Genomic DNA, 25,549 nt, shown 5'->3' on the forward strand with positions numbered 1-25,549 from the left:
CATGCCTGTGGAAAAACGTCCCTGCCGACCGGCCGCCCCCGGCCCGCCGTCGCGGCGGCCGCCCGCACCGCGCCCGCGAGCGGACTACGCTCGGGGCCCATGAGCGACAGGCACATCAGTCAGCACTTCGAGACTCTCGCGATCCACGCAGGCAACACCGCGGACCCCCTCACCGGCGCGGTCGTACCGCCCATCTACCAGGTCTCGACCTACAAGCAGGACGGCGTCGGCGGTCTGCGCGGCGGCTACGAGTACAGCCGCAGCGCCAACCCGACCAGGACCGCCCTCGAGGAGAACCTCGCCGCCCTCGAAGGCGGCCGCCGGGGCCTCGCGTTCGCTTCCGGACTGGCGGCCGAGGACTGCCTGTTGCGTACGCTGCTCAGCCCCGGCGACCACGTGGTCATCCCCAACGACGCCTACGGCGGCACCTTCCGGCTCTTCGCCAAGGTCGTGGCCCGCTGGGGCGTGGAATGGTCGGTCGCGGACACCGGCGACGCCGCCGCCGTCCGGGCAGCGATCACGCCGAAGACCAAGGCCGTGTGGGTGGAGACCCCCTCCAACCCGCTCCTCGGCATCACCGACATCGCCGCCGTGGCCCAGGTGGCCCGTGAGGCCGGCGCGCGTCTCGTCGTCGACAACACCTTCGCCACGCCGTACCTGCAGCAGCCGCTGTCGCTCGGCGCGGACGTCGTCGTGCACTCCCTGACCAAGTACATGGGCGGCCACTCGGACGTCGTGGGCGGCGCGCTGATCACCGGCGACGCGGAACTCGGCGAGGAGTTGGCGTTCCACCAGAACGCGATGGGCGCGGTGGCCGGGCCCTTCGACTCCTGGCTGGTGCTGCGCGGCACCAAGACGCTGTCGGTGCGCATGGACCGGCACAGCGAGAACGCCACCAGGATCGCCGACATGCTGACCCGCCACGCGCGCGTGACGAGCGTGCTGTATCCGGGCCTGCCGGAGCACCCCGGTCACGAGGTCGCGGCCAAGCAGATGCGGGCCTTCGGCGGCATGGTCTCCTTCCGGGTCGCCGGCGGCGAGGAGGTGGCCGTCGAGGTCTGCAACCGCGCCAAGGTGTTCACCCTCGGCGAGTCGCTGGGCGGCGTCGAGTCCCTCATCGAGCACCCGGGCCGCATGACGCACGCCTCCGTGGTCGGCTCCGCCCTCGAGGTGCCCGGCGACCTCGTCCGTCTCTCCGTCGGCATCGAGAACGTCGACGACCTCCTCGAGGACCTCCAGCAGGCCCTCGGATAGTCGTCCGCGCGGGTCCTCACCAGCCGGTGAGCGGTGGAGTCGTCTGCGACGGCGGCTCCACCCACGGCTCGACGACCGCCGCCCAGACGACGAACGCCACGGTCGCCGCGAACAGCAGCAGCCACAGCAGCCGCAGGGCCAGCGTCCGGCGGCGCAGGGCCCGGCTGCCCCGGCGGACCACGTCCGGGTAGATCTCCGCCGGCAGGGGCGGGGTGGTCCGCTCGAGCATCTGCCGGACCGCGGCCTCCCGTGCGGACCGGTTCACGACGTCGCCGCCTTCGCCCGGCGCACCGCGGGAGCGGGATCGCGCGGCGGATGCAGCAGCGTCGCCGTGGCCCGTTCGCAGACCGCGCGGACCCGGTCCTCGGGCAGCCCCAGCAGCGCCCCCACCTGCTCCTCGGCGACGCCCTCCCACAGCCGCAGGACGACGACGAGGCGCTGCCGGGGGCTGAGGCGGGCCAGCGCGCCGACGGCGCCACCCGCGTGGGCACGGCCGAAGTGCAGCGTGCCGTACCGGTGCCAGGCGCCGTGCGCGAAGCGGGACGCGAGGGCCTCACGGGCGTGGTCGTAGGGGTCCTCGCCGCGCAGCCGGTCCCAGCACGCGTACGTGTGCGCGAGGGACAGGGTCAGCAGGCGACGGGCGCGCGGGTTGTCGTCCGGGGCCTCCGCGGTGAGCAGCGTGGCGGTGTGCAGCAACCGCCCGCCCGCTCCGGCGACGAACGCCTCGAAGTCGCGGTTCCTGCGGTGTTCCCGGGTCGTAAGCCTCTCTCGCACACCGAGCCTCCCGCCTGACGGCGTCCTCCCGACGGCCATATGCCCGGTCTCATCTGAGGCCAGGGGCGGGCCGCCGGTCAAGAGCCGCGCACGCACGCCGGAAAGTCGTCCGCGAGCGTGCCGGGGGTCAGGAGGCGGCCGGCGACTGCTCCGCCCCCGGGAGGCTCGAGGAGGCCATCCGGGAGGACAGCGCGGTGTTGAAGCGCGTGAGGAGCGCGCAGAACGCCTCGCGCTCCTCCGGCGCCCAGTCGTCCGTCAGTTCGGCCATCAACTGCCGCCGGGAGGACCGTACTTCCTCAAGGCGCGAGGCCCCGCGCGGGGACAGCTGGAGCACCACGGCGCGCCCGTCCTCCGGGTGCGAGGTCCGCTTGACCAGACCGGTGTCCACGAGCGGCGCCACCTGCCGGGTGACCGTAGAGGAGTCGATGCCCATGCTCGCGGCGAGCGCCTTGACGCCCATCGGACCTTCGTTGTCGAGGCGGTTGAGCAGCAGGTACGCGGCGCGGTCCATGGAGTTGCGCACCTGCCCGACGCCGCCGAGCCGGGTCTGCTCGGCACGGCGCGCGAACACCGCGACCTCGTGCTGCAGCGTGTCGAGGAGACCGGTGTCACCGACGGTCGTCATGTCCATCGACATTTCAGGTGTTGTGGGCATGGCCGGGGGCTCACTTCATGAAGGGGCTGCTGGAATGGGGGACAGAGTACGCGGCTGGAAGGCGGGTCGTACCGGCGCTGCGGAAACCGGTCTCGGAGGTTGGTCACAGCGGTCGTTCCCGCCTGTGAACTGCGATGCTGGTGTCATGAGCTACACCCCGGCTGACTCCTTGCGCACCGTCACCCTCGACGACGTGCGCGGCGCCCGGAAGATGTTGTCGGGCGTGGCCCGGGCGACCGCGATGGAGGGCAGCAGGCACCTGTCCCAGCTGATCGGGGCGCCGGTGCACCTCAAGTGCGAGAACCTCCAGCGGACGGGATCGTTCAAGCTGCGCGGCGCGTACGTGCGGATCGCCGGGCTGCTGCCGGAGGAGCGGGCCGCCGGGGTCGTCGCGGCGAGCGCGGGCAACCACGCGCAGGGCGTGGCCCTGGCGTCGACGCTGCTGGGCGTGCGCTCCACGGTGTTCATGCCCCAGGGCGCGCCGCTGCCGAAGATCAGCGCCACCCGGGAGTACGGCGCGCAGGTGCGGCTGCACGGTCAGGTGGTCGACGAGACGCTGGCGGCGGCGCAGGAGTACGCGGCCGGGACGGGCGCGGTGTTCATCCACCCCTTCGACCACCCCGACGTCATCGCAGGGCAGGGCACGGTCGGCTTGGAGATCCTGGAGCAGTGCCCGGAGGTGCGCACGATCGTCGTGGGGATCGGCGGCGGGGGCCTGGCGGCGGGCATCGCGGTCGCCGTGAAGGCGCTGCGGCCGGACGTGCGGATCGTCGGCGTGCAGGCGGCGGGCGCGGCGGCGTACCCGGCCTCGCTGGCGGCCGGGCGACCGGTGTCGATCGGCAATCCCACGACGATGGCCGACGGCATCAAGGTCGGCCGGCCCGGCGACGTGCCGTTCGGCATCGTCGGCGACCTGGTGGACGAGGTGCGCACGGTGTCGGAGGACGAGCTGTCCACCGCGCTGCTGCTGTGCCTGGAGCGGGCCAAGCTGGTCGTCGAGCCGGCCGGGGCGAGTCCGGTGGCCGCGCTGCTGAGCGAGCCGGGCGCCTTCGAGGGGCCGGTCGTCGCGGTGCTGTCAGGCGGCAACGTCGACCCGGTGCTGATGGAGCGGGTGCTGCGGCACGGCATGGCGGCGCAGGGCCGCTACCTGGCCGTTCGTCTGCGTCTGACGGACCGGCCGGGCGCCCTCGCCACCATGCTCGGGGCGTTGTCAGCGGTCGACGCTAATGTGCTGGACGTGGGCCATGTGCGGACCGACCCGCGGCTCGGGCTGTCCGAGGCGGAGGTCGAGCTGCACCTGGAGACGAAGGGGCCGGCGCACTGCGCCGAGGTCGGCCGAGCCCTGCGCGAGGCCGGCTACACCGTCATCGACTGAGGCCGCCGGAAGAGAACTACGGGGCGGCCTGGGGAGCTGTCGGAGGCCGCGCTCCCGTCGCCCTCCGTCGCCTTGCCCGGCCCCCGTCACGGGCGTCCGGGAAGGGCCGCGGCGGGGTGTCGGTGCAGGCCAGGGCGGCCCCTGTCACCCATACGGGAAAGTCCGTTGTGAGACGCGATACATCGCGTTATGGTCGATGTCGCGCCTCCCGTCCCTGCTTCCCGGTGCAGGAGGAGAGGCGCTGCTTCGGGGCCCCGAAGAAACCCGGACGAAGAACCTCGAACGACGAACCTCGAACGAAGAACCTCGAACGAAGAGTCCGAACGAAGAATCCCGCACAAAGCATCCCGTACAAAGCATCCCCAACGACGTGGAGACTCATATGCCAGGCGCCATCTACGCCGAAGGCCTGGTGAAGACCTTCGGCGACGTAAAGGCTCTGGACGGCGTCGACCTCGATGTCCCAGAAGGCACGGTACTCGGTCTGCTCGGGCCGAACGGGGCGGGCAAGACCACCACGGTGCGCTGTCTGACCACCCTGCTGCGCCCCGACAGCGGCCGGGCCGTGGTCGCCGGCCTCGACGTGCTCAGACACCCCAACGAGGTCCGCCGTTCGATCGGCCTGTCCGGGCAGTTCGCGGCGGTCGACGAGTACCTCACCGGCCGCGAGAACCTGCAGATGGTCGGGCAGCTGTACCAGATGAGGGCGAGCGCGGCGAAGGCCCGGGCCGCCGAACTCCTCGAGCAGTTCGACCTCGCGGACGCCGCCGACCGCACGGCCAAGACCTACTCCGGAGGCATGCGCCGCCGCCTCGACCTGGCCGCGGCACTGGTGGTCTCCCCGCCCGTGATGTTCATGGACGAGCCTACGACCGGCCTCGACCCCCGAAACCGGCAGCTGCTGTGGGAGGTCATCAAGCGTCTCGTCTCCGGCGGCACGACCCTGCTGCTGACCACCCAGTACCTGGAGGAGGCCGACCACCTCGCGCACGACATCGCGGTCGTCGACCACGGCCGTGTCATCGCCCGCGGCACCTCCGACGAACTCAAGGCCCGCACCGGCGGCGAGCGCGTGGAGGTCGTCGTGCACGACCGAGTGCACATCCCCGTGGCGCAGGAGGTGCTGACCGGCTTCGGCAAGGGCGACACCACCGTCGAGCAGCACACCCGCAAACTCACCGTGCCGGTGACCGGCGGCGCCAAGCTCCTCGCCGAGGTGATCCGCGAGCTCGACGCCCGCGGCATCGAGATCGACGACATCGGCCTGCGCCGGCCCACCCTCGACGACGTCTTCCTGTCCCTGACCGGACACGTGGCGGAGGAGCAGGCGGAAACCGACGACAGCGGACAGAGCAAGAGGGAGAACGTCAAATGAGTGCCGTCACCGACACCGTGCGCGGCGCGGCGCCCAAGCCCGCCCATCCACTCGGCCAGTCCGTCCGCGACTCGCTGGTCGTTGCCAAACGCAACTTGATCAGGATGTCCCGCATTCCGGAGATGGTCATTTTCGGGCTCGTCCAGCCCATCATGTTCGTGGTGCTGTTCAGCTATGTGTTCGGCGGCTCGATCAACGTCCCGGGCGCCGGGCTCAGCCCCTCCGGGTACCGCGAGTTCCTGATGGCGGGCATCTTCGCGCAGACCGTCACCTTCGCCACCGCCGGCGCGGGAGCGGGCATCGCGGACGACATGCACAAGGGCCTCATCGACCGGTTCCGCTCGCTGCCCATGGCGCGCGGCGCCGTGCTCACCGGCCGTACGCTCGCCGACCTGGTGCAGACGACCCTGACCCTGGTGGTCCTCGCCCTGGTCGCCCTCCTGGTCGGCTGGCGCACGCACGAGAACTTCGGCAAGGTCCTGGCGGGCTTCGGCCTCCTGCTCCTGCTCGGCTACGCGTTCTCCTGGATCGGCGCCCTGATCGGCCTGTCCGTGCGCACCCCGGAGGCGGCCACCTCCGGCGGCCTGATCTGGCTGTTCCCGCTGACGTTCATCTCGAACGCGTTCGTGCCGGCGGAGAACATGCCCACGTTCCTGCAGACCATCGCGAACTGGAACCCGTTCAGCGCCACGGTCCAGGCGTGCCGCGAGCTGTTCGGCAACCTCCCGGCCGGCTATCCGGTACCGGACGCGTGGCCGATGCAGCACGCCGTGTGGGCGTCACTGCTGTGGTCCGTGCTGATCATCCTGCTGTTCAGAACGCTGGCCGTCCGCAAGTACCGCTCGGCCACCGCGTGACGGCCGGCCGCGCCAGGCGGATGCGGGGATGACGAAGCCCCCGGCGGCACGGGGCGCCGGGGGCTCGCCCGGAGGATCCGGGAGGGAAGGCCCGGGACGGAGGGTCCCAGACCGAAGGTCCGGGACGGAGGATCCGCGAAAAGGGCTCAGCCGCTGTAGGGCTCGGCCTTGAGGATGCGCACGGAGGCCTTCTTGCCGTTGGGCAGCTCGTACTCCGCCTCCTCGCCGACCTTGTGACCGATGACGCCGGTGCCCAGCGGGGACTGCGGCGAGTAGGTCTCGATGTCGGAGCTCGCGTACTCGCGCGAGGCGAGCAGGAAGGTCATGGTGTCGTCCTCGTCGCCGTCGAAGGCGATGGTCACGACCATGCCGGGCGCCACCGCGCCGTCGGCGGAGGTGGGGGTCTCACCCACCTTGGCGTTCTCCAGGAGCTGGGTCAGCTGGCGCACACGGAGCTCCTGCTTGCCCTGCTCCTCCTTGGCCGCGTGGTACCCACCGTTCTCACGCAGGTCCCCCTCCTCGCGCGCGGCCGCGATCTTGGCGGCGATCTCCGTGCGCGCAGGACCAGTAAGGTACTCAAGCTCGACCTTGAGCTTGTTGTACGCCTCCTGGGTCAGCCAGGTGACGGACTCGCTGGTCTGGGTCACAGGTGCTCCTCGTCGGTACTGGGAAGTCAAAGCATCGCCCACCCAGAAGCATGTTCCTCAGGTGATGGGCGAAACCACGAGCCTAACAATTCAGTGGCCGAAGGGGGAGGACATAAGCCACCAGAATTGCGTCGAGGCAGGTCAACGAACGTGTATTGCCGTCGGCACCGCCCGCGTGAGGCTCCCGGATCAGTCCGCGTGACAGCCGAGCAGCTCCGCCGTCGTGCCCGTCGCGGTCGTACGCAGGGTGACCACCTTGTCGATGCGCGTGTCCGAACCGGAGAACCGGAAGTCGGCACGGCCCACCTCGGCGCCGTCGGCGGCCTGCGAGCGCACCGTGCAGTAGCCGCTCGTGCCCGAGTCCTTGCGCACTTCCAGATGGACCCGCACCGCGGAGTCCGAGGTCGCCTCGAAGGCGATCACCTCGGCGCTGATCTTGTTCTGGCCGACGTAGTGATAGGCGAAGTAGCCCATCAGCGCCAGCAGCAGGGCGCCCAGCACCGCACCGGCGATCTTGAGCTTGTGGTCGGCGCGCTCGTCCGAGGAACGGCCGTACCGGCCCTCCGGAAGTCGCGTGCTGGCCGTGCTCATGATCGTCCTCTCGGCGCGGAATTATTCGCCCCCCGAGTCGGTCACTATAGAAGCCTGCGATCGCGCCGGTGCACACCGGGCGCCGACTTACCGAGGATTGAGTCTTGACTGACCAGCTGCGACTGATGGCCGTGCACGCCCACCCCGACGACGAGTCGAGCAAGGGCGCGGCCACCATGGCGAAGTACGTGTCCGAGGGGGTGGACGTGCTGGTCGTGACCTGCACGGGCGGGGAGCGCGGCTCCATCCTCAACCCCAAGCTGCAGGGCGACGCCTACATCGAGGAACACATCCACGAGGTGCGCAAGAAGGAGATGGACGAGGCGCGCGAGATCCTCGGCGTCCGGCAGGAGTGGCTGGGCTTCGTCGACTCCGGCCTCCCCGAGGGCGACCCGCTGCCGCCGCTCCCCGAGGGCTGCTTCGCCCTGGAGGACGTGGACAGGGCCGCCGGCGAGCTGGTGAAGCAGATCCGCAGCTTCCGTCCCCAGGTGATCACCACCTACGACGAGAACGGCGGCTACCCGCACCCCGACCACATCATGACCCACAAGATCTCCATGGTGGCGTTCGAGGGCGCGGACGACACCGAGAAGTACCCCGAGGCCGACTTCGGCGCCGCGTACCGGCCGCTGAAGCTGTACTACAACCAGGGCTTCAACCGTCCGCGCACCATGGCGCTGCACCAGGCGATGCTCGACCGCGGCCTGGAGTCCCCCTACGGGGAGTGGCTCAAGCGCTGGGAGGAGTTCGGGCAGCGGGAGCGCACGCTCACCACGCACATCCCGTGCGACGACTTCTTCGAGATCCGCGACAAGGCGCTGATCGCCCACGCCACCCAGATCGACCCCGACGGCGGCTGGTTCCGCGTCCCGATGGAGATCCAGCGGGAGGTGTGGCCCACGGAGGAGTACGAGCTCGCGAAGTCGCGCGTCGACACCGCCATCCCCGAGGACGACCTCTTCGCGGGCATCCGCGACAATGCCTGATATGAGCGCAAGCGTGAGCCTGGCAATGACGCACCTCGTCCCCCTCGCCAAGGAGGTCGACGAGAACAAGGTCACCCCCGGCGTCCTCGGCTTCATCGTCTTCGCGGCGATGGCGGTGGCCGTGTGGGGGCTGATGAGGTCCATGAGCAAGCACATGGGCAAGGTCGACTTCAAGGAGACGGGCGCGGAGCGGACCGCCGACGGCGCGTCGGCGGACGCCCCGCGGGAGACCTCGGCGAACACGACGACGGGGAAGCCCTCCTCGGCGACGTGAGGCCGCGACGGGACGAACGCGGACGCCGCAGGCGCGCGAGCGCCCGGGCCGCGGCCGGAGCCGGACGACCGGCATCCGGGCCGTGGCCCGAGGCCTGAGGCCCGAGGCCTGACACGCCTGACGCCTGACGCCTGGCTGTCGCCCGTGGCCTGACGCCTGTCGCCCGGGTGTCGCCCGAGGCCGAAGGCGGTTCGCGGCCCGCGTGTCGCCCGTGGGCGGGGCCTGCGGGCGGCACGCGGGCCGTGCACGGGCGGGTGCGCGGGGTTCGGGGTGTTCGAGCCCGGCCGGGGGATCAGCCCGTGCCGACGTCGACCCCCATGACCTCGCGCCCGTGCCTGTCCGGCACCAGTCCCAGACGCCAGGCCTGCCAGCCCGACTCCAGGCGCACGCCGCGTTCCAGCAGCACGCCGTAGGCCTCCAGGCACTCGGTCAGCCGGTCGTCGCGCAGCGGATGGTGTGCCCGCCGCAGTTCCGCCAGGTCTTCCCGGGCCACCGCCGTGCCCACCTCCACGCCGCCCGGCGCCGCGTACGGCAGGAGCGTGCAGCGCAGAAAGCGGGCCCAGTCCTCGCCCCGCCGGTCGCCGTAGGACGCGAACAGGGCCGCCGCCTCCTCGCACAGCGCGAGGGCCGCCTGGGTACGGGCGTTGCCCGCGTCCACGATCGCCAGCTCCACGCACGTCCAGGCCTCGCCGTGGGCGACGCCGATGCGCTGGAAGTCGGCGCGGGCGTCGACCAGCAGCTGCCGGGCGAAGCCCGAGTTGCGCAGCGAACCGGTCTGGGCGGCGCGCTGGTCCCGGGTCACCCGCGCCGAGTGGTGCCGGGCGCAGGCCAGCCCGTAGACGTCCCGCATACGGGAGAAGAAGGTGCGGGACCGTTCCAGTTCGCGCACCGCGTGGTCGAGATCGCCCGTCTCCTCCAGGGCGAGGCCCAGGTAGTACACCGTCCACGCCTCGCCGCGCGCGTCCTCGTTGTCCCGGTGCCGGGCCGCCGCCCGGCGCAGGTCCTCCGCAGCCGGCCCCGGATCGCCGTCGATCAGACGGGCCCGCGCCAGCTGGGTCATCGCCCACGCCTCGCCGCGGGCGTCGCGGGTGCGACCGTACAGGTCCAGGGCCTGCCGCAGCTCCGACTCGGCCTGCGGCACGTCTCCCCGCCGCAGATGCAGCTGCCCCAGCTGGAAGTGCGCCCACGCCTCACCGTGCACCGAGCCGCCCTCGCGGTGCAGCAGCAGCGAACGGGTCAGCAGGTCCAGAGCCTCGGCGAGGTGGGCCCGGTCCCGTTCCACCGCCGCCAGCGCGTGCATCGTCCAGGCACGGTCGGTGGCCAGCTCGGGCGCCGCCTGCAGGGCCATCGCCTCCCGCAGTTTCGCCGACGCCTCGGTGAGCTGACCCTGATGGTGCAGGGTGATGCCCAGGGAGCACAGCGCCCGTGCCGCCCCCGCGTCGTGGTGGGCCTGCAGATACAGGTCGACGACCGAACTGAGCGTGGTGCGCGCCTTGTCGAGCTCTCCCAGCTGGCGGGCGGCGATGCCGGTCCGCCACTGCACGGACCTGACCAGCAGATCCTGACCGACCGACTGCGCCAGCTCGCTGATCTCGCCGAGCCGGTAGAGGTCGCCGCGCAGCAGGCAGTAGTCGCACAGCGCGCCCAGCAGACTCATCACCGCGTTCTGGTCGACGCCCTCCGCGTGCCGCAGCGTCGCCGTGATGAAGCTCGACTCGTCGTCCAGCCAGCGCAACGCCTCGTCCAGCGAGGTGAAGCCGTGCGGGGTGAACCGGTCGGAGCGGGTCGACATGTTGCCGTCGACCAGCCGCAGCACGGAGTCGGCGAGCTCCGCGTAGCTGACCAGCAGCCGCTCCTGCGCGGCCGAACGCTCGGCGGGGTCCTCCTCGTCCAGCAGCCGGGCCTGCGCGAAACCGCGGACCAGGTCGTGCAGACGGTAGCGGTCGCCGCGGACCCGGTCGACGAGACCCGCGTCGGCGAGGGCCGCGAGAACACGGGCCGCCTCCGGGCGGTCCGTCCCGAGCAGCGCGGCGGCCGCGGCCGTCCCCAGCGAGGCCCGGCCCGCCAGCGCCAGCCGGCGCAGCAGCCGGCGGGTCGTCTCCTGCTGGTCGGTGTAGCGCAGCCACAGGGCGCGCTCCACCGGCTCCACCGGCCCGTATGCCGCGAGATCCGCCGCGAGGGCGCGCGGCGAGCGCGGACCCAGGGAGGAGCCGACGACGCGCAGCGCGAGCGGCAGCCCGCCGCACAGCTCGGTGATCAGGTCCGCGGACTCGGCGTCGTACGGACCCGAGGCGTCCTGCGCCGCCGCGCCCAGCAGCTCCTCCGCGCCCGCCGTCTCCAGCGGACGGACCGCCAGTTCGTGCACCCACGCCGACATTTCCGCCGGCAGGGCGAGCGCCGCCCGGGCCGTCACGAGGACCAGACTGTCGGAACGCTCCGGGACGAGTGCGCGGACCTGCTCGGCATCCGGGGCGTCGTCCAGGATCACCGCCACCGGCAGGCCGGTCAGGTGCTGCTGGTACAGCTCGCTCAGCCGCTTCAGCTGCTGCTCCGCCGAGGAACGCTCACGGAAGAGAAGCTGCTCGCGCGGCGCGCCCAGCCGGTTCAGCAGATGCAGCAGGGCGTCCCGGGTGGGCAGCGGGTTCTCGCCCGCGCTGTCGCCGCGCAGATCCACCACGCAGGCGCCGCGGAACTGGTCCCGCAGATCGTGCGCCGCCCGGACCGCCAGCGCGGTACGGCCGCTGCCCGGGGCGCCGTGCAGCACCACCACCGTGGGACGGGTCTGCGTGCTGGCCCGCGCCGCCTGCACCCACTGCCGGATCTGGGCGAGCTCCGTCCGCCGCCCGGCGAACGGACCGGCCGGCTGGGGGAGTTGCGCGAACGACTGCTGCAGCACCGTCCGCCCGCGTGCCGCCGCGCTCTTGTCCGCGCCGCGCAACTGCGGTCCCGTCGCCTTCTTCGCACCGGTCGTGGCGCTCAGCACCCGCTGCTGGTCCAGGAACGGCCGGATGCCGCGCACCTCCAGCGCCGTGAGCCACTGCAGCCGTAACTGTTCGGCGCCGCCCGGCTGTCCTGCCGCGCCGGCCCGGTGGTGCGCGGCCGGCAGATGCGACCCCGCGACCTTCACCACCGTCGCCGCCGCCCCGACGACCCCGACGGTCACCCCGGCGCCGAGCGCCGTGCCCGGGCCCGTGCCCAGCGCGAGGTCGGCGACCGCCGTCGTCAGGGCGGCGATGCCCGCCACCAGCAGCGGAGTCCGGCCGCCCTCGCGCGCGTAGCGCTGTCCGAAGCTGATCCGGGCGGACTCCGACTCCTCCAGGGCGCGGGCGTACGCCTCGTACTCCTCGGCGGCGGTCTGCGCCATCGCGTCCAGCGCGCCCCGCGCCCGGGTCAGCAGCGCCTGCCGGTCGGCACGCCCGCCGGACCGCCGCACCTCTTCCTCCACGGCCCGCGCCAACAACCGCTCTGCTTCCGCCCTATGGCCGTCCCGCATGTCCCGTCCCCCTCCGGCGGTACCAGTCGTGCTCGGTCAAGTGTGCGGCGGGCGGCTCCCCGGCGCGAGGGGGCAGGGGGTCGCGCGACGGCACCCGCGACGACCGGCCAGGAGCACATGGCCCGCCTGCGCGTCACCGGCGGGCCCGGCACGGGCCCGGGCAGGGGCGACGTCACCGTCGGGGACCTGCCTGCCGCCTGACGGGCCGGGTCCTGCGGCAGGATGGACGTCATGGCGAACCGACTGGCCCATGAGACGTCCCCCTACCTGCTCCAGCACGCCGACAACCCCGTCGACTGGTGGCCCTGGTCGGCGGAGGCCTTCGAGGAGGCGCGGCGGCGGGGCGTCCCTGTGCACCTGAGCGTCGGCTACTCCAGCTGCCATTGGTGTCATGTCCTCGCGCGGGAGAGCTTCCAGGACGAAGCCGTCGCCGCCTACATGAACGACCACTTCGTCAACATCAAGGTCGACCGGGAGGAGCGTCCCGACGTCGACGCCGTGTACATGGAAGCCGTGCAGGCGGCCACCGGGCAGGGCGGGTGGCCGATGACCGTGTTCCTGACGCCCGAGGCCGAGCCGTTCTACTTCGGCACGTACTTCCCGCCCGCGCCCCGGCACGGCATGCCCTCCTTCCGGCAGGTGCTGGAGGGGGTGCACCAGGCGTGGACGGAGCGGCGGGACGAGGTCGCCGAGGTCGCCGGGAAGATCGTGCGGGATCTCGCCGGACGGGAGATCTCCTACGGGGACAGCAGCGCCCCCGGCGAGCAGGAGCTGTCCCAGGCGCTGCTCGGGCTGACCCGGGAGTACGACGCGCAGCGCGGCGGTTTCGGCGGCGCGCCGAAGTTCCCGCCGTCGATGGTGCTCGAGTTCCTGCTGCGGCACGCCGCGCGGACGGGCGCCGAGGGCGCGTTGCAGATGGCGCAGGACACCTGTGAGCGGATGGCGCGCGGCGGGATCTACGACCAGCTGGGCGGCGGGTTCGCCCGGTACTCGGTCGACCGTGACTGGGTGGTGCCCCACTTCGAGAAGATGCTCTACGACAACGCCCTGCTGTGCCGCGTCTACGCGCACCTCTGGCGGGCCACCGGGAGCGAGCTGGCCCGTCGGGTCGCACTGGAGACCGCCGACTTCATGGTGCGCGAACTGCGCACCGCCGAGGGCGGGTTCGCTTCGGCGCTCGACGCCGACAGCGACGACGGCGAAGGCAACCACGTCGAGGGCGCGTACTACGTGTGGACGCCCGGTCAGCTCGCGGCGGCGCTCGGCCCGCAGGACGCCGAACTCGCCGCCCGCTGGTTCGGCGTGACCGAGGAAGGCACCTTCGAGCACGGCGCCTCCGTCCTGCAACTGCCGCAGCAGGAAGCCGTGTTCGACGCGGAGAGGATCGCCGGCGTGAAGGAGCGGCTGCTGCGTGAGCGGGCGCTGCGTCCGGCCCCCGGCCGGGACGACAAGGTCGTCGCCGCGTGGAACGGGCTCGCGATCGCCGCGCTCGCCGAGACCGGCGCCTACTTCGACCGTCCGGACCTGGTGGACGCTGCTGTCGCCGCCGCCGACCTCCTCGTCCGGCTGCACCTGGACGACCAGGCGCGACTGGCGCGGACCAGCAAGGACGGTCAGGCAGGGGCCAACGCGGGTGTCCTGGAGGACTACGCCGACGTGGCCGAGGGGTTCCTCGCGCTGGCCTCGGTCACCGGGGAGGGCGTGTGGCTGGAGTTCGCCGGGTTCCTGCTCGACCATGTCCTCGCCCGGTTCGCCGACCCGGAGTCCGGGGCGCTGTTCGACACCGCCGCCGACGCCGAGCGGCTCATCCGGCGTCCGCAGGACCCGACCGACAACGCCGTGCCCTCCGGGTGGACCGCGGCGGCCGGCGCGCTGCTGGGTTACGCGGCCCACACCGGTTCCGAGCCGCACCGCACGGCCGCGGAGCGCGCGTTGGGTGTGGTGAAGGCGCTCGGGCCGCGGGTGCCCCGGTTCATCGGGTGGGGGCTTGCCGTGGCCGAGGCGCTGCTCGACGGCCCGCGCGAGGTCGCCGTCGTCGGCCCCGGCACGGACGACCCCGCGTCGAGGGCCCTGCACCGCACGGCGCTGCTGGGCAACGCCCCGGGTGCGGTCGTCGCCTTCGGCGTCCCGGGCGGCGACGAGTTCCCGCTGCTGGCCGACCGCCCGCTGCGGGACGGCGCACCGACCGCGTACGTCTGCCGCGACTTCACCTGCGACGCCCCCACCACCGACCCGGACCGCCTGCGCGCCGCCCTGGGAGGCCGGGAGCAGCCGACGGGTTAGGGGGCGGGGCGGCGGCGGGCGGACCGGGAAGCCGGCAGGTCGGGGGAGGGCGGCGGGTCAGCCCGGAAATTCGGCGAGGGCGCGTTCCACGATGGCCTCCAGCTGGTCGTGGTGCGCGCCCTTCCAGTACGCGCGTCCGCAGGAGCGGCACTGGGCGAAGACGTCGTAGTTCTGCTGGGTGCCGCGTTCCAGCTGGTCGGCGACCTCGTCCTTGGTGGCCTGGCGCAGCTCGCCGTTGCAGGCGGTGCATCTGGTCCAGGGGCGCAGTGCGGGCGCGAACCGGTCGAGGACGTCGCGCAGCTGCGCGGCGGGGTCGGTGCTGTACACGTAGGCGCCCGCCCACAGCTCGCGCCGGCGCAGCAGGCCCCGGTCGCGGCTGAGCATGACGCGCTGTTCGGCGGCCGAGCGGGCGGCGAGCGCCGGGTCGCCGATGTCGGTCGACTCGTACGCCGTGTCCACGCCGAGCAGGCGCATCCGGCGGGCGAGGGTGCCGAGGTGGACGTCCAGGAGGAAGCGCAGCGGGGCGCCGGGGACGCGTTGGGGGCGGGTTACCGGGCGGACGGCGACGGACTCGCCGTCGGCGGGGATGTGCGAGACCGGCGCCTCGCGGCCGTCGACGACGAGGGCGCCCACCTCGGTGAGGGGCACCCCGAGGGACTCGACGACATGGCCGAGCGTCGACACGCCGTCGACGGCGAGTGCGGTGGCGTCGGCGCGCCGGGCGTGCGGGACGAACAGGGCCAGCTCGGGGGCCACTTCGACGCGGATCTCGGGAGCGTTCACCCGGTCAGGATGGCATGGGGGAGGGGCGGGGGCTCAGGGGTTTTCCCTGCCAGGGGCCTGTTCCTCGCGGCTTTCCCGGCGGCTGTCCCGATCCTGTTCGCGGCCGTGTTCCCGGTCGTGTTCGCGGTCGTGCTCCAGGCCGTGGGAGAGGACGTCCAGGGCACGGTCGAGGAGGGCTGGGAAGTCGCCCCGGTGGCCGTTCTCCGCCCAGTACATGGACGCCTCCATCAGGCCCCCGATGAGCGACATCGCGTGGACGCGGACTTCCAGGCTCTCGGGGTCGCGGCCGGTGCGCTCGGCGATCGCGCCGCAGAGCAGCCGGCCGGTGACCGACATGCTCTCCATCATCCGCGAGCGCACCGCCGGAACCCGTACGAGCAGGTCGGTGCGCAGCCTCGCCACCTCGACGTCGTCCTCGACGCCCGTGCGGGCGGCCGCCAGCATCACCTGACGGATGGACTCCGTCCACGGCTCGTCCGCCGGACGGACGCGCAGTTCCTCCAACAGGACCCGGTCGTACTCGTCGGTGAGGACGATGTCCTCCTTGGCGGGGAAGTAGCGGAAGACGGTCGACGGCGACACCTCGGCCCGCTCGGCGATCTGGTCGATCGTCGTGGCGTCGTACCCCTGTTCCCGGATGAGCGCGTAGGTCGCGGTGCGGATGGCCTCGCGGGTCTTGATCTTCTTGCGCTCACGCAGACCGGGTCGGGGGCGGTCGGCGGGGGAGCTGGTGCGTGCGGCCGTCATGGGCTCATTGTCGGGCATCGCTCCGCGGCGCGACCACGTCGGGACCGCCGTCGGGACCGCCGTCGAAGGGGTGTGCGGGGACCGTCAGCCGTGCTGGTAGGCCACCAGGGAGATGCCGATGTAGTGCACGATGAACGCGGCGAGGGTGAGGGAGTGGAACACCTCGTGGAAGCCGAACCAGCGCGGTGACGGGTTGGGGCGCTTGATGCCGTAGATCACGCCGCCCGCGCTGTAGAGGAGGCCGCCGACGATGACCAGGACCAGGACCGCGACGCCGCCCGTGCGCATGAAGTCGGGCAGGAAGAACACGGCCGCCCAGCCCATCGCGATGTAGCACGGGGTGTAGAGCCAGCGGGGGGCGCCGACCCAGAAGACCCGGAAGGCGATCCCGGCGAGCGCGGCGGCCCAGATGCTCCACAGCAGCCACCGCCCCTTGCTCTCCGGCAGGAGGAGCATCGTGAGCGGGGTGTAGGTGCCGGCGATGATCAGGAAGATGTTCGCGTGGTCGAGTCTGCGCAGCACGCCGTCCATCCGCGGGCTCCAGTCGCCCCGGTGGTAGAGGGCGCTGACCCCGAACAGCAGGCAGGCCGTCAGGGCGAAGATTCCGCAGGCGACACGACCGCGGGTCGAGTCCGCCAGCGCGGTGAGAACCAGTCCGGAGACGAGGGCTGCCGGGAACATGCCGAGGTGCAGCCAACCGCGGAGCTTGGGCTTGATCTCTTCCGACAGGGAGTGCGCGACGGACGCGGCGGCGGCGGCCGGCGAGTCCGTGGGCGCGTCGGGCGCGGACGCAGTCATGGGGGAATCGTACCTACGCAACCGTAAGTTACGCGTCAGTACGCCACGCCCGGAGGCCAAGAGTGGCCATCGTCTCATGAGTCCCGGGTCAACGGTCGACCGCGTGAACGTCACGGGAACGCAAAGTTGCGTCCGTACACGTGGCCATCCTCACTCCGCTCACCTGTGAGGCCCTCTGGACATATGGGCATCGTAGTCGGATGATCAAATGAGTGCGGTCGACACCGGATGAGCGCCAGGGTCCCTGACCGTGAAGCATCCGGGTCGCAGCCCCCACGGGGCCTCCAACAAAAAATCCCTCTTTTAGGAGCAATCGTGGCGCGCGACATCGCGGCTCCCCCCGTCATTCCCACCCAGCACCAGGAACTCGTCTCCTGGGTGAACGAGATCGCCGAACTGACGCAGCCGGACAACGTGGTCTGGTGTGACGGATCCGAGGCCGAGTACGAGCGCCTGTGCGAGGAGCTCGTCGAGCAGGGCACGTTCCGCAAACTCGACCCGATCAAGCGCCCGAACTCCTACTACGCGGCCTCCGACCCGACCGACGTCGCCCGGGTCGAGGACCGCACCTTCATCTGCTCCGAGAAGGAGGAGGACGCCGGCCCCACGAACCACTGGAAGGCCCCCGCCGAGATGCGGGAGATCTTCTCCGGTGAGAAGGGCCTGTTCCGCGGCTCGATGCGGGGCCGCACGATGTACGTCGTCCCGTTCTGCATGGGCCCGCTCGGCTCGCCGCTGTCCGCGATCGGCGTGGAGATCACCGACTCCGCCTACGTCGCCGTGTCCATGCGCACCATGACCCGCATGGGACAGCCGGTCCTGGACGAGCTCGGCTCCGACGGCTTCTTCGTGCGTGCCGTGCACACGCTCGGAGCACCGCTGGCCGAGGGCGAGGCCGACGTGCCGTGGCCGTGCAACTCGACCAAGTACATCTCGCACTTCCCCGAGAGCCGCGAGATCTGGTCCTACGGCTCCGGCTACGGCGGCAACGCCCTGCTCGGCAAGAAGTGCTACGCGCTGCGCATCGCCTCCGTCATGGCCCGCGACGAGGGCTGGCTGGCCGAGCACATGCTGATCCTCAAGCTCACCCCTCCGCAGGGTGAGTCGAAATACGTCGCCGCCGCCTTCCCGAGCGCCTGCGGCAAGACCAACCTCGCCATGCTGGAGCCCACGGTCTCCGGCTGGACGGTCGAGACGATCGGCGACGACATCGCCTGGATGCGCTTCGGTGAGGACGGCCGGCTGTACGCCATCAACCCCGAGGCCGGCTTCTTCGGCGTCGCGCCCGGAACCGGCGAGCACACCAACGCCAACGCGATGAAGACGCTGTGGGGCAACTCGGTCTTCACCAACGTCGCCCTCACCGAGGACGGCGACGTCTGGTGGGAGGGCATGACGGAGGAGACCCCGGCGCACCTCACCGACTGGAAGGGCAACGACTGGACCCCGGAGTCCGGCGTCCCGGCCGCGCACCCCAACGCCCGTTTCACCACGCCCGCCGCGCAGTGCCCGATCATCGCGCCGGAGTGGGAGGACCCCAAGGGCGTGCCGATCTCGGCGATCCTCTTCGGGGGCCGCCGCGCGAGCGCGGTCCCGCTGGTGACCGAGTCCTTCGACTGGAACCACGGCGTCTTCCTCGGCGCGAACGTGGCGAGCGAGAAGACGGCCGCCGCCGAGGGCAAGGTCGGCGAGCTGCGCCGGGACCCGTTCGCCATGCTGCCGTTCTGCGGCTACAACATGGGCGACTACATGGGCCACTGGGTCGACGTCGCCAAGGGCAAGGACCAGGCGAAACTCCCGAAGATCTACTACGTCAACTGGTTCCGCAAGAACGACGAGGGGCAGTTCGTCTGGCCCGGCTTCGGCGAGAACAGCCGCGTCCTGAAGTGGATCGTGGAGCGTCTGGACGGCCACGCCGAGGGCGTCGAGACCCCGATCGGCATCCTGCCGACGAAGGAGGCCCTCGACACCAAGGGCCTCGAACTCGACGACGCGGACCTCGAATTCCTCCTCACCGTCGACAAGGAGATCTGGCGCGAGGAGGCCGCCCTGGTCCCCGAGCACCTCAACACCTTCGGCGACCACACCCCGAAGGAACTGTGGGACGAGTACCGCGCGCTGGTGAAGCGCCTGGGCTGACCCACCCACGACTCCGCGGCCGGTATGGGGATGCCCTGACCAGCGATCGTCACGACCGGCCGCGGTGCTGCACCCGACACCCCCACGACAGGCCTGCGCCCGTCGTGGGGGTGCGGTGTCGTGAGGGCGGACCGCATTCGACGGCATACACGCCATACGCAGTGAAAAACCGGTATTCATGTCCGGTCGGCCTATGGTGATGCCGTGCGCGGAATCCTGTTGGCCGGCGGAACCGGCTCGCGACTTTGGCCGTTGACCCGCTCGGTTTCTAAGCAACTGCTGCCGGTCTTCGACAAACCCATGATTTACTACCCGCTTTCCACGCTCGTCATGGCCGGCGTCCGTGACATTCTCATCATCACCACCCCCGAAGACCAGGGTCAGTTCCGCCGGTTGCTCGGCGACGGCGGTGAACTGGGTCTGCGGCTGCATTACACGGAACAGAAACGCCCGGAAGGCATCGCCCAGGCTTTCCTGCTGGCGGACGACTTCATCGGCGGCGAATCCGTCGCCCTGATTCTGGGCGACAACATCTTCCACGGCAGCGGCCTCGGCACCCGGCTGGCTCTGCACGGCGATCTGCAGGGCGGCCGGGTGTTCGCCTACCAGGTCGCGAATCCCTCGGCGTACGGCGTCGTGGAATTCGACGACAGGGGCAGGGCGGTGTCCATCGAGGAGAAACCGGCCCGGCCGAGGTCCCGGTACGCCGTGCCCGGACTGTACTTCTACGACAACCGTGCCGTGGACATCGCCCGCGGCCTGCGGCCCAGCGCGCGGGGCGAGTTGGAGATCACCGACCTCAACCGCGTCTATCTCCGGGCGGGGGAGCTGCATGTCACCCGGCTCGACCGGGGCACCGCGTGGCTCGACACCGGCACCTTCGGCTCCATGGTGCAGGCCTCGGAGTTCGTCCGGGTGATCGAGGAGCGTCAGGGATTCAAGATCGGCTGTCTGGAGGAGGCGGTGTGGCGGGCCGGCCTGGTCGACGACGACCGGCTCCGCGAGCTGGCCCGGCCGCTCCTCAAGAGCGGATACGGCCAGTACCTGCTGGGACTGCTGGAGGATTCCCGGCACGCCGTCGCGCCCCCGCCGGGCGGACGCCCACGGCGCGACGCGAACGGGCCGACCGCCCGCAAGGAGGCGGTCGCGTGAGACCGCTCGGCATCGAAGGGGCGTGGGTGGACACGCCGACGGTGTTCCCGGACGACCGGGGCCGGTTCCACGAGTGGTTCCGGGCCGACCGGTTCCGGGACGCCGTGGGCCGAGGGCTCCCGCTCGAGCAGGCCAACTGCTCCCGCTCCGTGCGCGGGACGCTGCGCGGCATCCACGGTGCGGCGGTCCCGCCGGGGCAGGCGAAGTACGTCACCTGCGTCAGCGGCGCGGTCCTCGACGTGGTGGTCGACCTCCGCGTCGGCTCCCCGGGCTTCGGGACGTGGGAGGCGGTCCGGCTCGACGACACGACGCACCGCAGCGTCTATCTCTCGGAAGGACTGGGGCACGCCTTCATGGCGCTGGAGGACGACTCCACCGTCGTCTATCTGTGTTCGCGGGGATATGCGCCGCAACGGGAGTTCGGGATTCATCCGCTGGACCCGGCACTGGCGATCGCCTGGCCCGCCGACCTCGTGCCGCTCCTTTCGGACAAGGACGCGGCCGCGCCCACGCTGGAGCAGGCGGAGCGGCAGGGTCTGCTGCCGTCGTTCGAGGACTGCCTCATGTTTCGCGGAATTCTCGGCAGCGGCGCGTGAGCGAGGACGCCGTTCGGCGATTTCCACTCTTTCGGCGGAATGGCGGGGCAGCGGCAAGGGCATGGATGCCGCCCGGGTGATCCACGGCCACCATATCGGACAATCATTCATACTTCTTTCACAAAAGGTGAAGGATGTCTTCGTTGTTCGTGACCGTAGGTGAAGTGGCATGCGAGCGGCAGGAGACTCACTCAGTGCGCGCTTGCTGTCTGATCCCCTCCTTATCGTGAGGAAGGTTCACTTGAACCGTAGAACGATCCGAATGTCGCGCGTGAAATCCGCCACGCTGGTCTCGGTGGGCGCCGTTGCCGTGGCGCTCAGCGTGGTGCCGAGCGCCGTGGCCGTCGCCGACGCGGCGAGCCGGCCCGGCGCCGACAGTTCCGTGGTGCGACTGCGTCCGATCCAGCGGCCCTCCGAGGCCATCGCCGACGCGATCCGCAGAGCGGGCGCCGAGGGCCGGGCGGTGGTGCGGCCCGAGCGCACCACGCGGTCCGCCGCCGTCGCAGACAGGGACAAGGACAAGGACAAGCACCACAGCGGCCGTGACCACGCCGGCCCCAGGGGACCGCGTGGCCCCCAGGGGCACGAGGGCAAGCCGGGTAAGCCGGGCAAGCCCGGCAAGCCCGGCAAGCCGGGGAAGCCGGGTAAGCCCGGTCCGCAGGGCCCGCAGGGACCGCAGGGCTTCCAGGGCGCCGACGGCGCTGACGGCGCCGATGGAGCCGACGGCGCGCAGGGAACCCAGGGTTTCCAGGGAACCCAGGGCACCCAGGGAACCCAGGGTTTCCAGGGCACCCAGGGCTTCCAGGGCGACCCGGGGGCGCAGGGTACCCAGGGCTTCCAGGGCGACCCGGGGGCGCAGGGCACTCAGGGCTTCCAGGGCGACCCGGGTGCACAGGGTACCCAGGGCTTCCAGGGCACCCAGGGCACTCAGGGCTTCCAGGGTGACACGGGCGCGCAGGGCTTCCAGGGCAACCAGGGCGCCCAGGGCGACGCCGGTCCGCAGGGCAACCAGGGCGTCCAGGGCGGTGTCGGCAGCAACCTGTACGTCAAGACCGTGACCAACCCGGGGACGGTGGGAGGAACGGCAGCGACCGTCGTCTGCGATCTCGGAGACGTGGCCACCGGCGGCGGAGCCGTGCTGCCCGGCCTCGGCAGCCTCCGGGACAACTCCCCGACGGGCGGCTCGACCACGTCTCCCCCCACGGGGTGGCAGGCCGGCGTCACCGGCAACAACCCCATCCAGGTCTTCGTGGTCTGCGCGGACGTAGCACCGTAGTCCCCGGTGAACGGCGGCGCGGTACCGGCCGCCGGGCTCACCGGACCTGCGCGGCGCGCCCTTCGAGGCTTCGGTCTCGGAGGGCGCCGCCGCACGAGGATCGATCGATCGACCCACCGACCGACCCACCCGGCGCCGAGCGCCGGGCAGCGAGAGAACTCGGAGAGCCATGCGCGTCCTGGTGACCGGCGGTGCCGGATTCATCGGTTCCGAATACGTCCGGCGGCAGTTGAGCGCGGATCCCGCGGCACGCGTCACCGTCCTCGACAAGCTCACCTACTCGGGGGTCGAGGCCAATCTCGCGCCGGTGGCGAAGGCCCCCGGCTACACCTTCGTGCGGGGTGACGTCTGCGATCCGGACGTGGTCGACCAGGTGATGGCGGGCCAGGACGCGGTGGTGCACTTCGCCGCCGAGTCGCACGTCGACCGGTCTATCGAGGGGGCCGGTCCGTTCGTCACCACCAATGTGCTGGGCACACAGGTACTTCTCGACGCCGCCCGCCGGCACGGCGTCGGCCGCTTCGTCCAGGTGTCCACGGACGAGGTGTACGGCTCGATCGGCGAAGGGTCGTGGACCGAGGACCGGCCCCTGGCGCCGAACTCCCCGTACTCCGCGTCGAAGGCCGGCGCGGACCTGCTGGCCCTCGCCCACCACCGCACCCACGGACTGGACGTCGTGGTCACCCGGTGCACCAACAACTACGGGCCGTACCAGTTCCCGGAGAAGGTCGTCCCGCTCTTCGTCACCCGCCTGCTCGACGGAAAGCCGGTCCCTCTGTACGGGGACGGCCGCAACGTCCGCGACTGGCTGCACGTCTCTGACCACTGCCGGGGCATCGACCTGGTCCTGCACGGCGGTCGGGCCGGGGAGGTCTACCACATCGGCGGAGGCGCCGAGCTGACCAACCACAAGCTCACGGGTCTGCTGCTGGACGCCCTCGGCGCGGACTGGGACCGGGTCGAGCACGTACCCGACCGCAAGGGGCACGACCTGCGCTACTCGCTGGACGACAGCAAGATCCGCGAAGAGCTCGGCTACGCCCCGCAGACGCCCTTCGCGCAGGGTCTCGCGGACACGGTCGCCTGGTACCGCGCCCACCGCTCCTGGTGGGAGCCGCTGCAGGAGAGGACCGCACCGCGATGACCACGAGGTGGCTGGTCACCGGCGCGAGCGGGCTCCTCGGCCGGGACGTGCTGGCCGAGCTCGCCGCCGATCCGGACGCCGTGGTGACGGGCCTCGGCCGCGATCGGCTCGACATCACCGACCCGGCCGCCGTGCGTGCGGCCGTCCCCGGTCACGCCGTGGTCGTCAACTGCGCCGCCTGGACGGACGTCGACGGCGCCGAGCGGTCCGAGGCGGCGGCCACCGCCGTCAACGGCACGGGCGTCCGCCACCTCGCCGGCGCCTGCGCGGACGCCGGCGCGATCCTGCTGCACCTGTCGACCGACTACGTCTTCCCGGGCGACGCCCGCGGGCCCTACCCCGAGGACGCGCCGACGGGCCCGGTCAACGCGTACGGCCGGAGCAAACTGGCGGGCGAGCAGGCGGTCCGCGAGCTGCTGCCCGACACCGGTTACATCGTGCGCACCGCCTGGCTCTACGGCGAGCACGGTCCCAACTTCGTGGCCACCGTGCTCGAACTCGCCGCCCGGCGCGAGACCCTGGACGTGGTGGCCGACCAGCACGGTCAGCCGACCTGGACCCGGGCGCTCGCCCGGCAGCTCGCCGCCCTGGGCCGCGCCGCGCTCACCGGCCGCGCTCCCGCGGGCGTCTACCACGGCACGTCGGCGGGCCGCACCACCTGGTGCGGCCTGGCGCGCGACGCCTTCCGGCTCAGCGGACTCGATCCCGAGCGGATCCGCCCCGTCGGCTCGGAGAAGTTCCCCCGGCCGGCCGCGCGCCCGGCGTTCGGCGTCCTCGGCCACGGCGGCTGGCTGCGGGCCGGCCTGGCGCCCCTGCCTCCGTGGGACGACCAGTTGGCCTCGGCCGTGAGGCTGCCCGCCTTCGCGGCCCTGGCCGCCGCGGCCCGCACGACGCGGCGACCCTGAAACCGGCGCGAGGCGCCCCGCGGGACTCACCGGTCCCGCGGGGCGCCTCGCGTGCGGCGGCCCGGAGGCCGCCTCGGACCTACACCAGCAGCGGGCCGCCGCACCGTTCGGCGCCGTCCTTCACCGAGATGAGGTTGGCGATCACGTAGGAGATGTTCTTCTCGGAGTGCCACTGCGAGGGGAAGCAGGTGGTCAGCCGGGAACTCTGGAACCTGGCCTCGATCTCGGGGACGAAGGCGCGGTACTGGTCGTCCGTGTAGTACCAGAAGGAGTTCTCGTTGTAGTACGCGACGTGGGTCGGGTCCTGGTACGCGCCGCGGCCGTCGGAGCTGGGCGTCGTGCTGAGGAGCATGCCACCCGGTGCCAGCAGCCGGTACAGCTCGTTGATCAGGGGGATCTTGGCGGGCACGTGTTCCAGGAAGTCCACGGCCCGCACCAGACCGACGGAGTCGTCGGGCAGGTCCAGCCTGCCGGGCAGGGTCGCGACGATGTCGACGCCCTCGCCCGGGTACTGGTCCACGCCCAGGTAGCCGGGCGGCTTGCGGTGCGCCGCTCCGAGGTCCAGCGCGAGCAGTCCCCTGCGGTACGTCCAGGCTAGGGCGTTGGCCTCGATGTACTTGTCGTACAGGGCGACCGTCTCGCTCTGGATGTGCGCGTTGGTCTCCGGGTCGCGCTGGGTGTTCGCCGGGTGCATCCGCTGCAGGTACAGGCAGCGGGGGATGTGGTGGAAGTCGCCGACGTGGAACAGACGGCACATCAGGTCCTGGTCGTCCAGGACCGAGCGGGAGGCGTCGTACCCGCCCGCCGCCTCGTACGCGTCCCGGCGGAACGCCCTGACGTGGTTGGGCGCGTACCAGATGTACGCGATGTTGTGCGGCGTCGGCGCCATCGCCCGCACCTGCAGCAGCGTCTGGCCGTCGACGCGCACGTCCTCGTAGTGCCAGCCGTGCGACTCGTTGAAACGGCTGTCGTCCCGTTTCCCGTCCTCGGTGATCTGCGCGGTGTTGCTGTAGACGAAGACCGCGTCGGGATTCTCGTCGAACGCCCTGCCGAGCTCCGCCAGGCACGCCTTCGCCAGCAGGTCGTCGTGGTCGAGTTCGACGAGGATCTCGCCGCGGGCCAGTTCACAGGCCCTGCGCTTCGCCGCTCCGACGCCGGTGACGTCGTCCGCGATCTCGATCCGGACCCGGTCGTCGGGGTTCTCCGGCCGCCAGCGGGCGCCGTTGTTGAGCAGGACGATCCACTCCCAGTCCGGACAGGTCTGCGCCTGCAGGGTCGCCAGGCACTCGTCGAGGAAGCGGGTTCGGTGGCTGGGGGTGAAGACGGAGAACCTCGGGGTGGCCGTCGACGTCATCTGGTGCTCCCTGCTCGGCTCGATGGTCGCAGGAGGCCGACTTCGCGCGGACCGCGGGCGTGCCGACGTGCCGGAGTCGACCACCGTCATG

Annotated in this window: 23 protein-coding genes; 13 read left to right on the forward strand and 10 right to left on the reverse strand. The window is 71.7% G+C overall.

Annotation, left to right across the window (positions count from 1 at the left end; genetic code table 11):
* Nucleotides 1-99: 99 nt before the first annotated feature.
* Nucleotides 100-1,254 carry a cystathionine gamma-synthase gene (locus ACH4ZA_RS01535; protein ID WP_398427544.1) on the forward strand — a complete coding sequence of 385 codons (1,155 nt, stop codon included), beginning with the start codon at nt 100-102 and terminating at the stop codon, nt 1,252-1,254.
* A 16-nt stretch (nt 1,255-1,270) separates the two neighbouring features.
* On the opposite strand, the gene ACH4ZA_RS01540 is transcribed toward ACH4ZA_RS01535, so the two are convergent.
* The 3 genes from ACH4ZA_RS01540 to ACH4ZA_RS01550 form a co-directional block, all read right to left on the reverse strand.
* Nucleotides 1,271-1,519 carry a hypothetical protein gene (locus tag ACH4ZA_RS01540; RefSeq protein WP_319278454.1) on the reverse strand — a complete coding sequence of 83 codons (249 nt, stop codon included), beginning with the start codon at nt 1,517-1,519 and terminating at the stop codon, nt 1,271-1,273.
* Entirely contained in the window at nt 1,516-2,028 is a 513-nt protein-coding gene (locus tag ACH4ZA_RS01545; RefSeq protein WP_398427545.1) for a sigma factor-like helix-turn-helix DNA-binding protein, read from the reverse strand. Before ACH4ZA_RS01545 ends, ACH4ZA_RS01540 begins: the two co-directional genes overlap by 4 nt.
* 127 nt (nt 2,029-2,155) lie before the next feature.
* Nucleotides 2,156-2,665, reverse strand: coding sequence for a MarR family transcriptional regulator (locus ACH4ZA_RS01550; protein ID WP_319278457.1), 510 nt, complete (start codon nt 2,663-2,665; stop codon nt 2,156-2,158).
* Nucleotides 2,666-2,828: 163 nt separating this feature from the next.
* Here ACH4ZA_RS01550 and ilvA point away from each other — a divergent pair, with 163 nt between their 5' ends.
* The 3 genes from ilvA to ACH4ZA_RS01565 all read left to right on the forward strand — a co-directional run bounded on the left by ilvA (nt 2,829) and on the right by ACH4ZA_RS01565 (nt 6,290).
* A complete protein-coding gene (ilvA, locus tag ACH4ZA_RS01555; protein WP_319278459.1) occupies nt 2,829-4,058 on the forward strand; it encodes a threonine ammonia-lyase in 1,230 nt (409 codons plus the stop codon).
* 382 nt (nt 4,059-4,440) lie between these two features.
* Nucleotides 4,441-5,433 (forward strand): ATP-binding cassette domain-containing protein, encoded by a 993-nt coding sequence (locus ACH4ZA_RS01560; RefSeq protein WP_319278461.1) that lies wholly within the window; start codon nt 4,441-4,443, stop codon nt 5,431-5,433.
* Entirely contained in the window at nt 5,430-6,290 is an 861-nt protein-coding gene (locus tag ACH4ZA_RS01565) for an ABC transporter permease (protein ID WP_319278463.1), read from the forward strand. The genes ACH4ZA_RS01560 and ACH4ZA_RS01565 overlap by 4 nt, the downstream gene beginning before the upstream one ends.
* Before the next feature lie 146 nt (nt 6,291-6,436).
* Here ACH4ZA_RS01565 and greA read toward each other — a convergent pair whose 3' ends face one another.
* Both greA and ACH4ZA_RS01575 read right to left on the reverse strand, forming a co-directional pair.
* Nucleotides 6,437-6,937: a transcription elongation factor GreA gene (gene greA, locus ACH4ZA_RS01570; RefSeq protein ID WP_319278465.1), complete on the reverse strand. Its 501-nt coding sequence runs from the start codon at nt 6,935-6,937 to the stop codon at nt 6,437-6,439.
* 189 nt (nt 6,938-7,126) lie between these two features.
* The gene (locus tag ACH4ZA_RS01575) at nt 7,127-7,528 is read right to left on the reverse strand and encodes a DUF4307 domain-containing protein (protein WP_319278467.1); all 402 of its coding nucleotides are present in this window, start codon (nt 7,526-7,528) and stop codon (nt 7,127-7,129) included.
* Between the two features lie 104 nt (nt 7,529-7,632).
* Between ACH4ZA_RS01575 and mca the strand changes: the two genes are divergently transcribed.
* Both mca and ACH4ZA_RS01585 read left to right on the forward strand, forming a co-directional pair.
* Nucleotides 7,633-8,514, forward strand: a complete 882-nt coding sequence (gene mca / locus ACH4ZA_RS01580) for a mycothiol conjugate amidase Mca (RefSeq protein ID WP_319278468.1) — start codon at nt 7,633-7,635, stop codon at nt 8,512-8,514.
* Nucleotides 8,507-8,788, forward strand: coding sequence for a hypothetical protein (locus tag ACH4ZA_RS01585; RefSeq protein WP_319278470.1), 282 nt, complete (start codon nt 8,507-8,509; stop codon nt 8,786-8,788). The genes mca and ACH4ZA_RS01585 overlap by 8 nt, the downstream gene beginning before the upstream one ends.
* Before the next feature lie 292 nt (nt 8,789-9,080).
* On the opposite strand, the gene ACH4ZA_RS01590 is transcribed toward ACH4ZA_RS01585, so the two are convergent.
* Nucleotides 9,081-12,281 (reverse strand): tetratricopeptide repeat protein, encoded by a 3,201-nt coding sequence (locus tag ACH4ZA_RS01590; protein WP_398427547.1) that lies wholly within the window; start codon nt 12,279-12,281, stop codon nt 9,081-9,083.
* 231 nt (nt 12,282-12,512) lie between these two features.
* Here ACH4ZA_RS01590 and ACH4ZA_RS01595 point away from each other — a divergent pair, with 231 nt between their 5' ends.
* Entirely contained in the window at nt 12,513-14,564 is a 2,052-nt protein-coding gene (locus tag ACH4ZA_RS01595) for a thioredoxin domain-containing protein (protein WP_398427549.1), read from the forward strand.
* A gap of 57 nt (nt 14,565-14,621) precedes the next feature.
* Here ACH4ZA_RS01595 and ACH4ZA_RS01600 read toward each other — a convergent pair whose 3' ends face one another.
* The 3 genes from ACH4ZA_RS01600 to ACH4ZA_RS01610 form a co-directional block, all read right to left on the reverse strand.
* Nucleotides 14,622-15,347, reverse strand: coding sequence for a Mut7-C RNAse domain-containing protein (locus ACH4ZA_RS01600; RefSeq protein WP_398427550.1), 726 nt, complete (start codon nt 15,345-15,347; stop codon nt 14,622-14,624).
* Nucleotides 15,348-15,380: 33 nt separating this feature from the next.
* Complete coding sequence (locus tag ACH4ZA_RS01605) at nt 15,381-16,094, reverse strand: TetR/AcrR family transcriptional regulator (RefSeq protein ID WP_398427551.1); 714 nt, start codon at nt 16,092-16,094, stop codon at nt 15,381-15,383.
* A gap of 84 nt (nt 16,095-16,178) precedes the next feature.
* Complete coding sequence (locus ACH4ZA_RS01610) at nt 16,179-16,892, reverse strand: hemolysin III family protein (RefSeq protein ID WP_319278478.1); 714 nt, start codon at nt 16,890-16,892, stop codon at nt 16,179-16,181.
* Between the two features lie 315 nt (nt 16,893-17,207).
* Here ACH4ZA_RS01610 and ACH4ZA_RS01615 point away from each other — a divergent pair, with 315 nt between their 5' ends.
* The 6 genes from ACH4ZA_RS01615 to rfbD all read left to right on the forward strand — a co-directional run bounded on the left by ACH4ZA_RS01615 (nt 17,208) and on the right by rfbD (nt 24,104).
* Nucleotides 17,208-19,031: a phosphoenolpyruvate carboxykinase (GTP) gene (locus tag ACH4ZA_RS01615; protein WP_398427553.1), complete on the forward strand. Its 1,824-nt coding sequence runs from the start codon at nt 17,208-17,210 to the stop codon at nt 19,029-19,031.
* Nucleotides 19,032-19,235: 204 nt separating this feature from the next.
* A complete protein-coding gene (gene rfbA / locus ACH4ZA_RS01620) occupies nt 19,236-20,183 on the forward strand; it encodes a glucose-1-phosphate thymidylyltransferase RfbA (RefSeq protein WP_398427555.1) in 948 nt (315 codons plus the stop codon).
* On the forward strand, nt 20,180-20,779 hold the full coding sequence (locus ACH4ZA_RS01625; protein WP_319278482.1) for a dTDP-4-dehydrorhamnose 3,5-epimerase: 600 nt from the start codon (nt 20,180-20,182) through the stop codon (nt 20,777-20,779). Before rfbA ends, ACH4ZA_RS01625 begins: the two co-directional genes overlap by 4 nt.
* 262 nt (nt 20,780-21,041) lie before the next feature.
* Nucleotides 21,042-22,055: a hypothetical protein gene (locus tag ACH4ZA_RS01630; protein ID WP_398427556.1), complete on the forward strand. Its 1,014-nt coding sequence runs from the start codon at nt 21,042-21,044 to the stop codon at nt 22,053-22,055.
* Between the two features lie 169 nt (nt 22,056-22,224).
* The gene (gene rfbB, locus ACH4ZA_RS01635; RefSeq protein WP_319278485.1) at nt 22,225-23,199 is read left to right on the forward strand and encodes a dTDP-glucose 4,6-dehydratase; all 975 of its coding nucleotides are present in this window, start codon (nt 22,225-22,227) and stop codon (nt 23,197-23,199) included.
* Entirely contained in the window at nt 23,196-24,104 is a 909-nt protein-coding gene (gene rfbD / locus ACH4ZA_RS01640) for a dTDP-4-dehydrorhamnose reductase (protein ID WP_319278487.1), read from the forward strand. The genes rfbB and rfbD overlap by 4 nt, the downstream gene beginning before the upstream one ends.
* Before the next feature lie 79 nt (nt 24,105-24,183).
* On the opposite strand, the gene ACH4ZA_RS01645 is transcribed toward rfbD, so the two are convergent.
* Nucleotides 24,184-25,458, reverse strand: a complete 1,275-nt coding sequence (locus ACH4ZA_RS01645; protein WP_398427557.1) for a glycosyltransferase — start codon at nt 25,456-25,458, stop codon at nt 24,184-24,186.
* Nucleotides 25,459-25,549 lie beyond the last annotated feature (91 nt).

The organism is Streptomyces sp. NPDC020597 (assembly GCF_044335095.1).
In the GTDB taxonomy this organism is placed as follows: Bacteria; Actinomycetota; Actinomycetes; order Streptomycetales; family Streptomycetaceae; genus Streptomyces.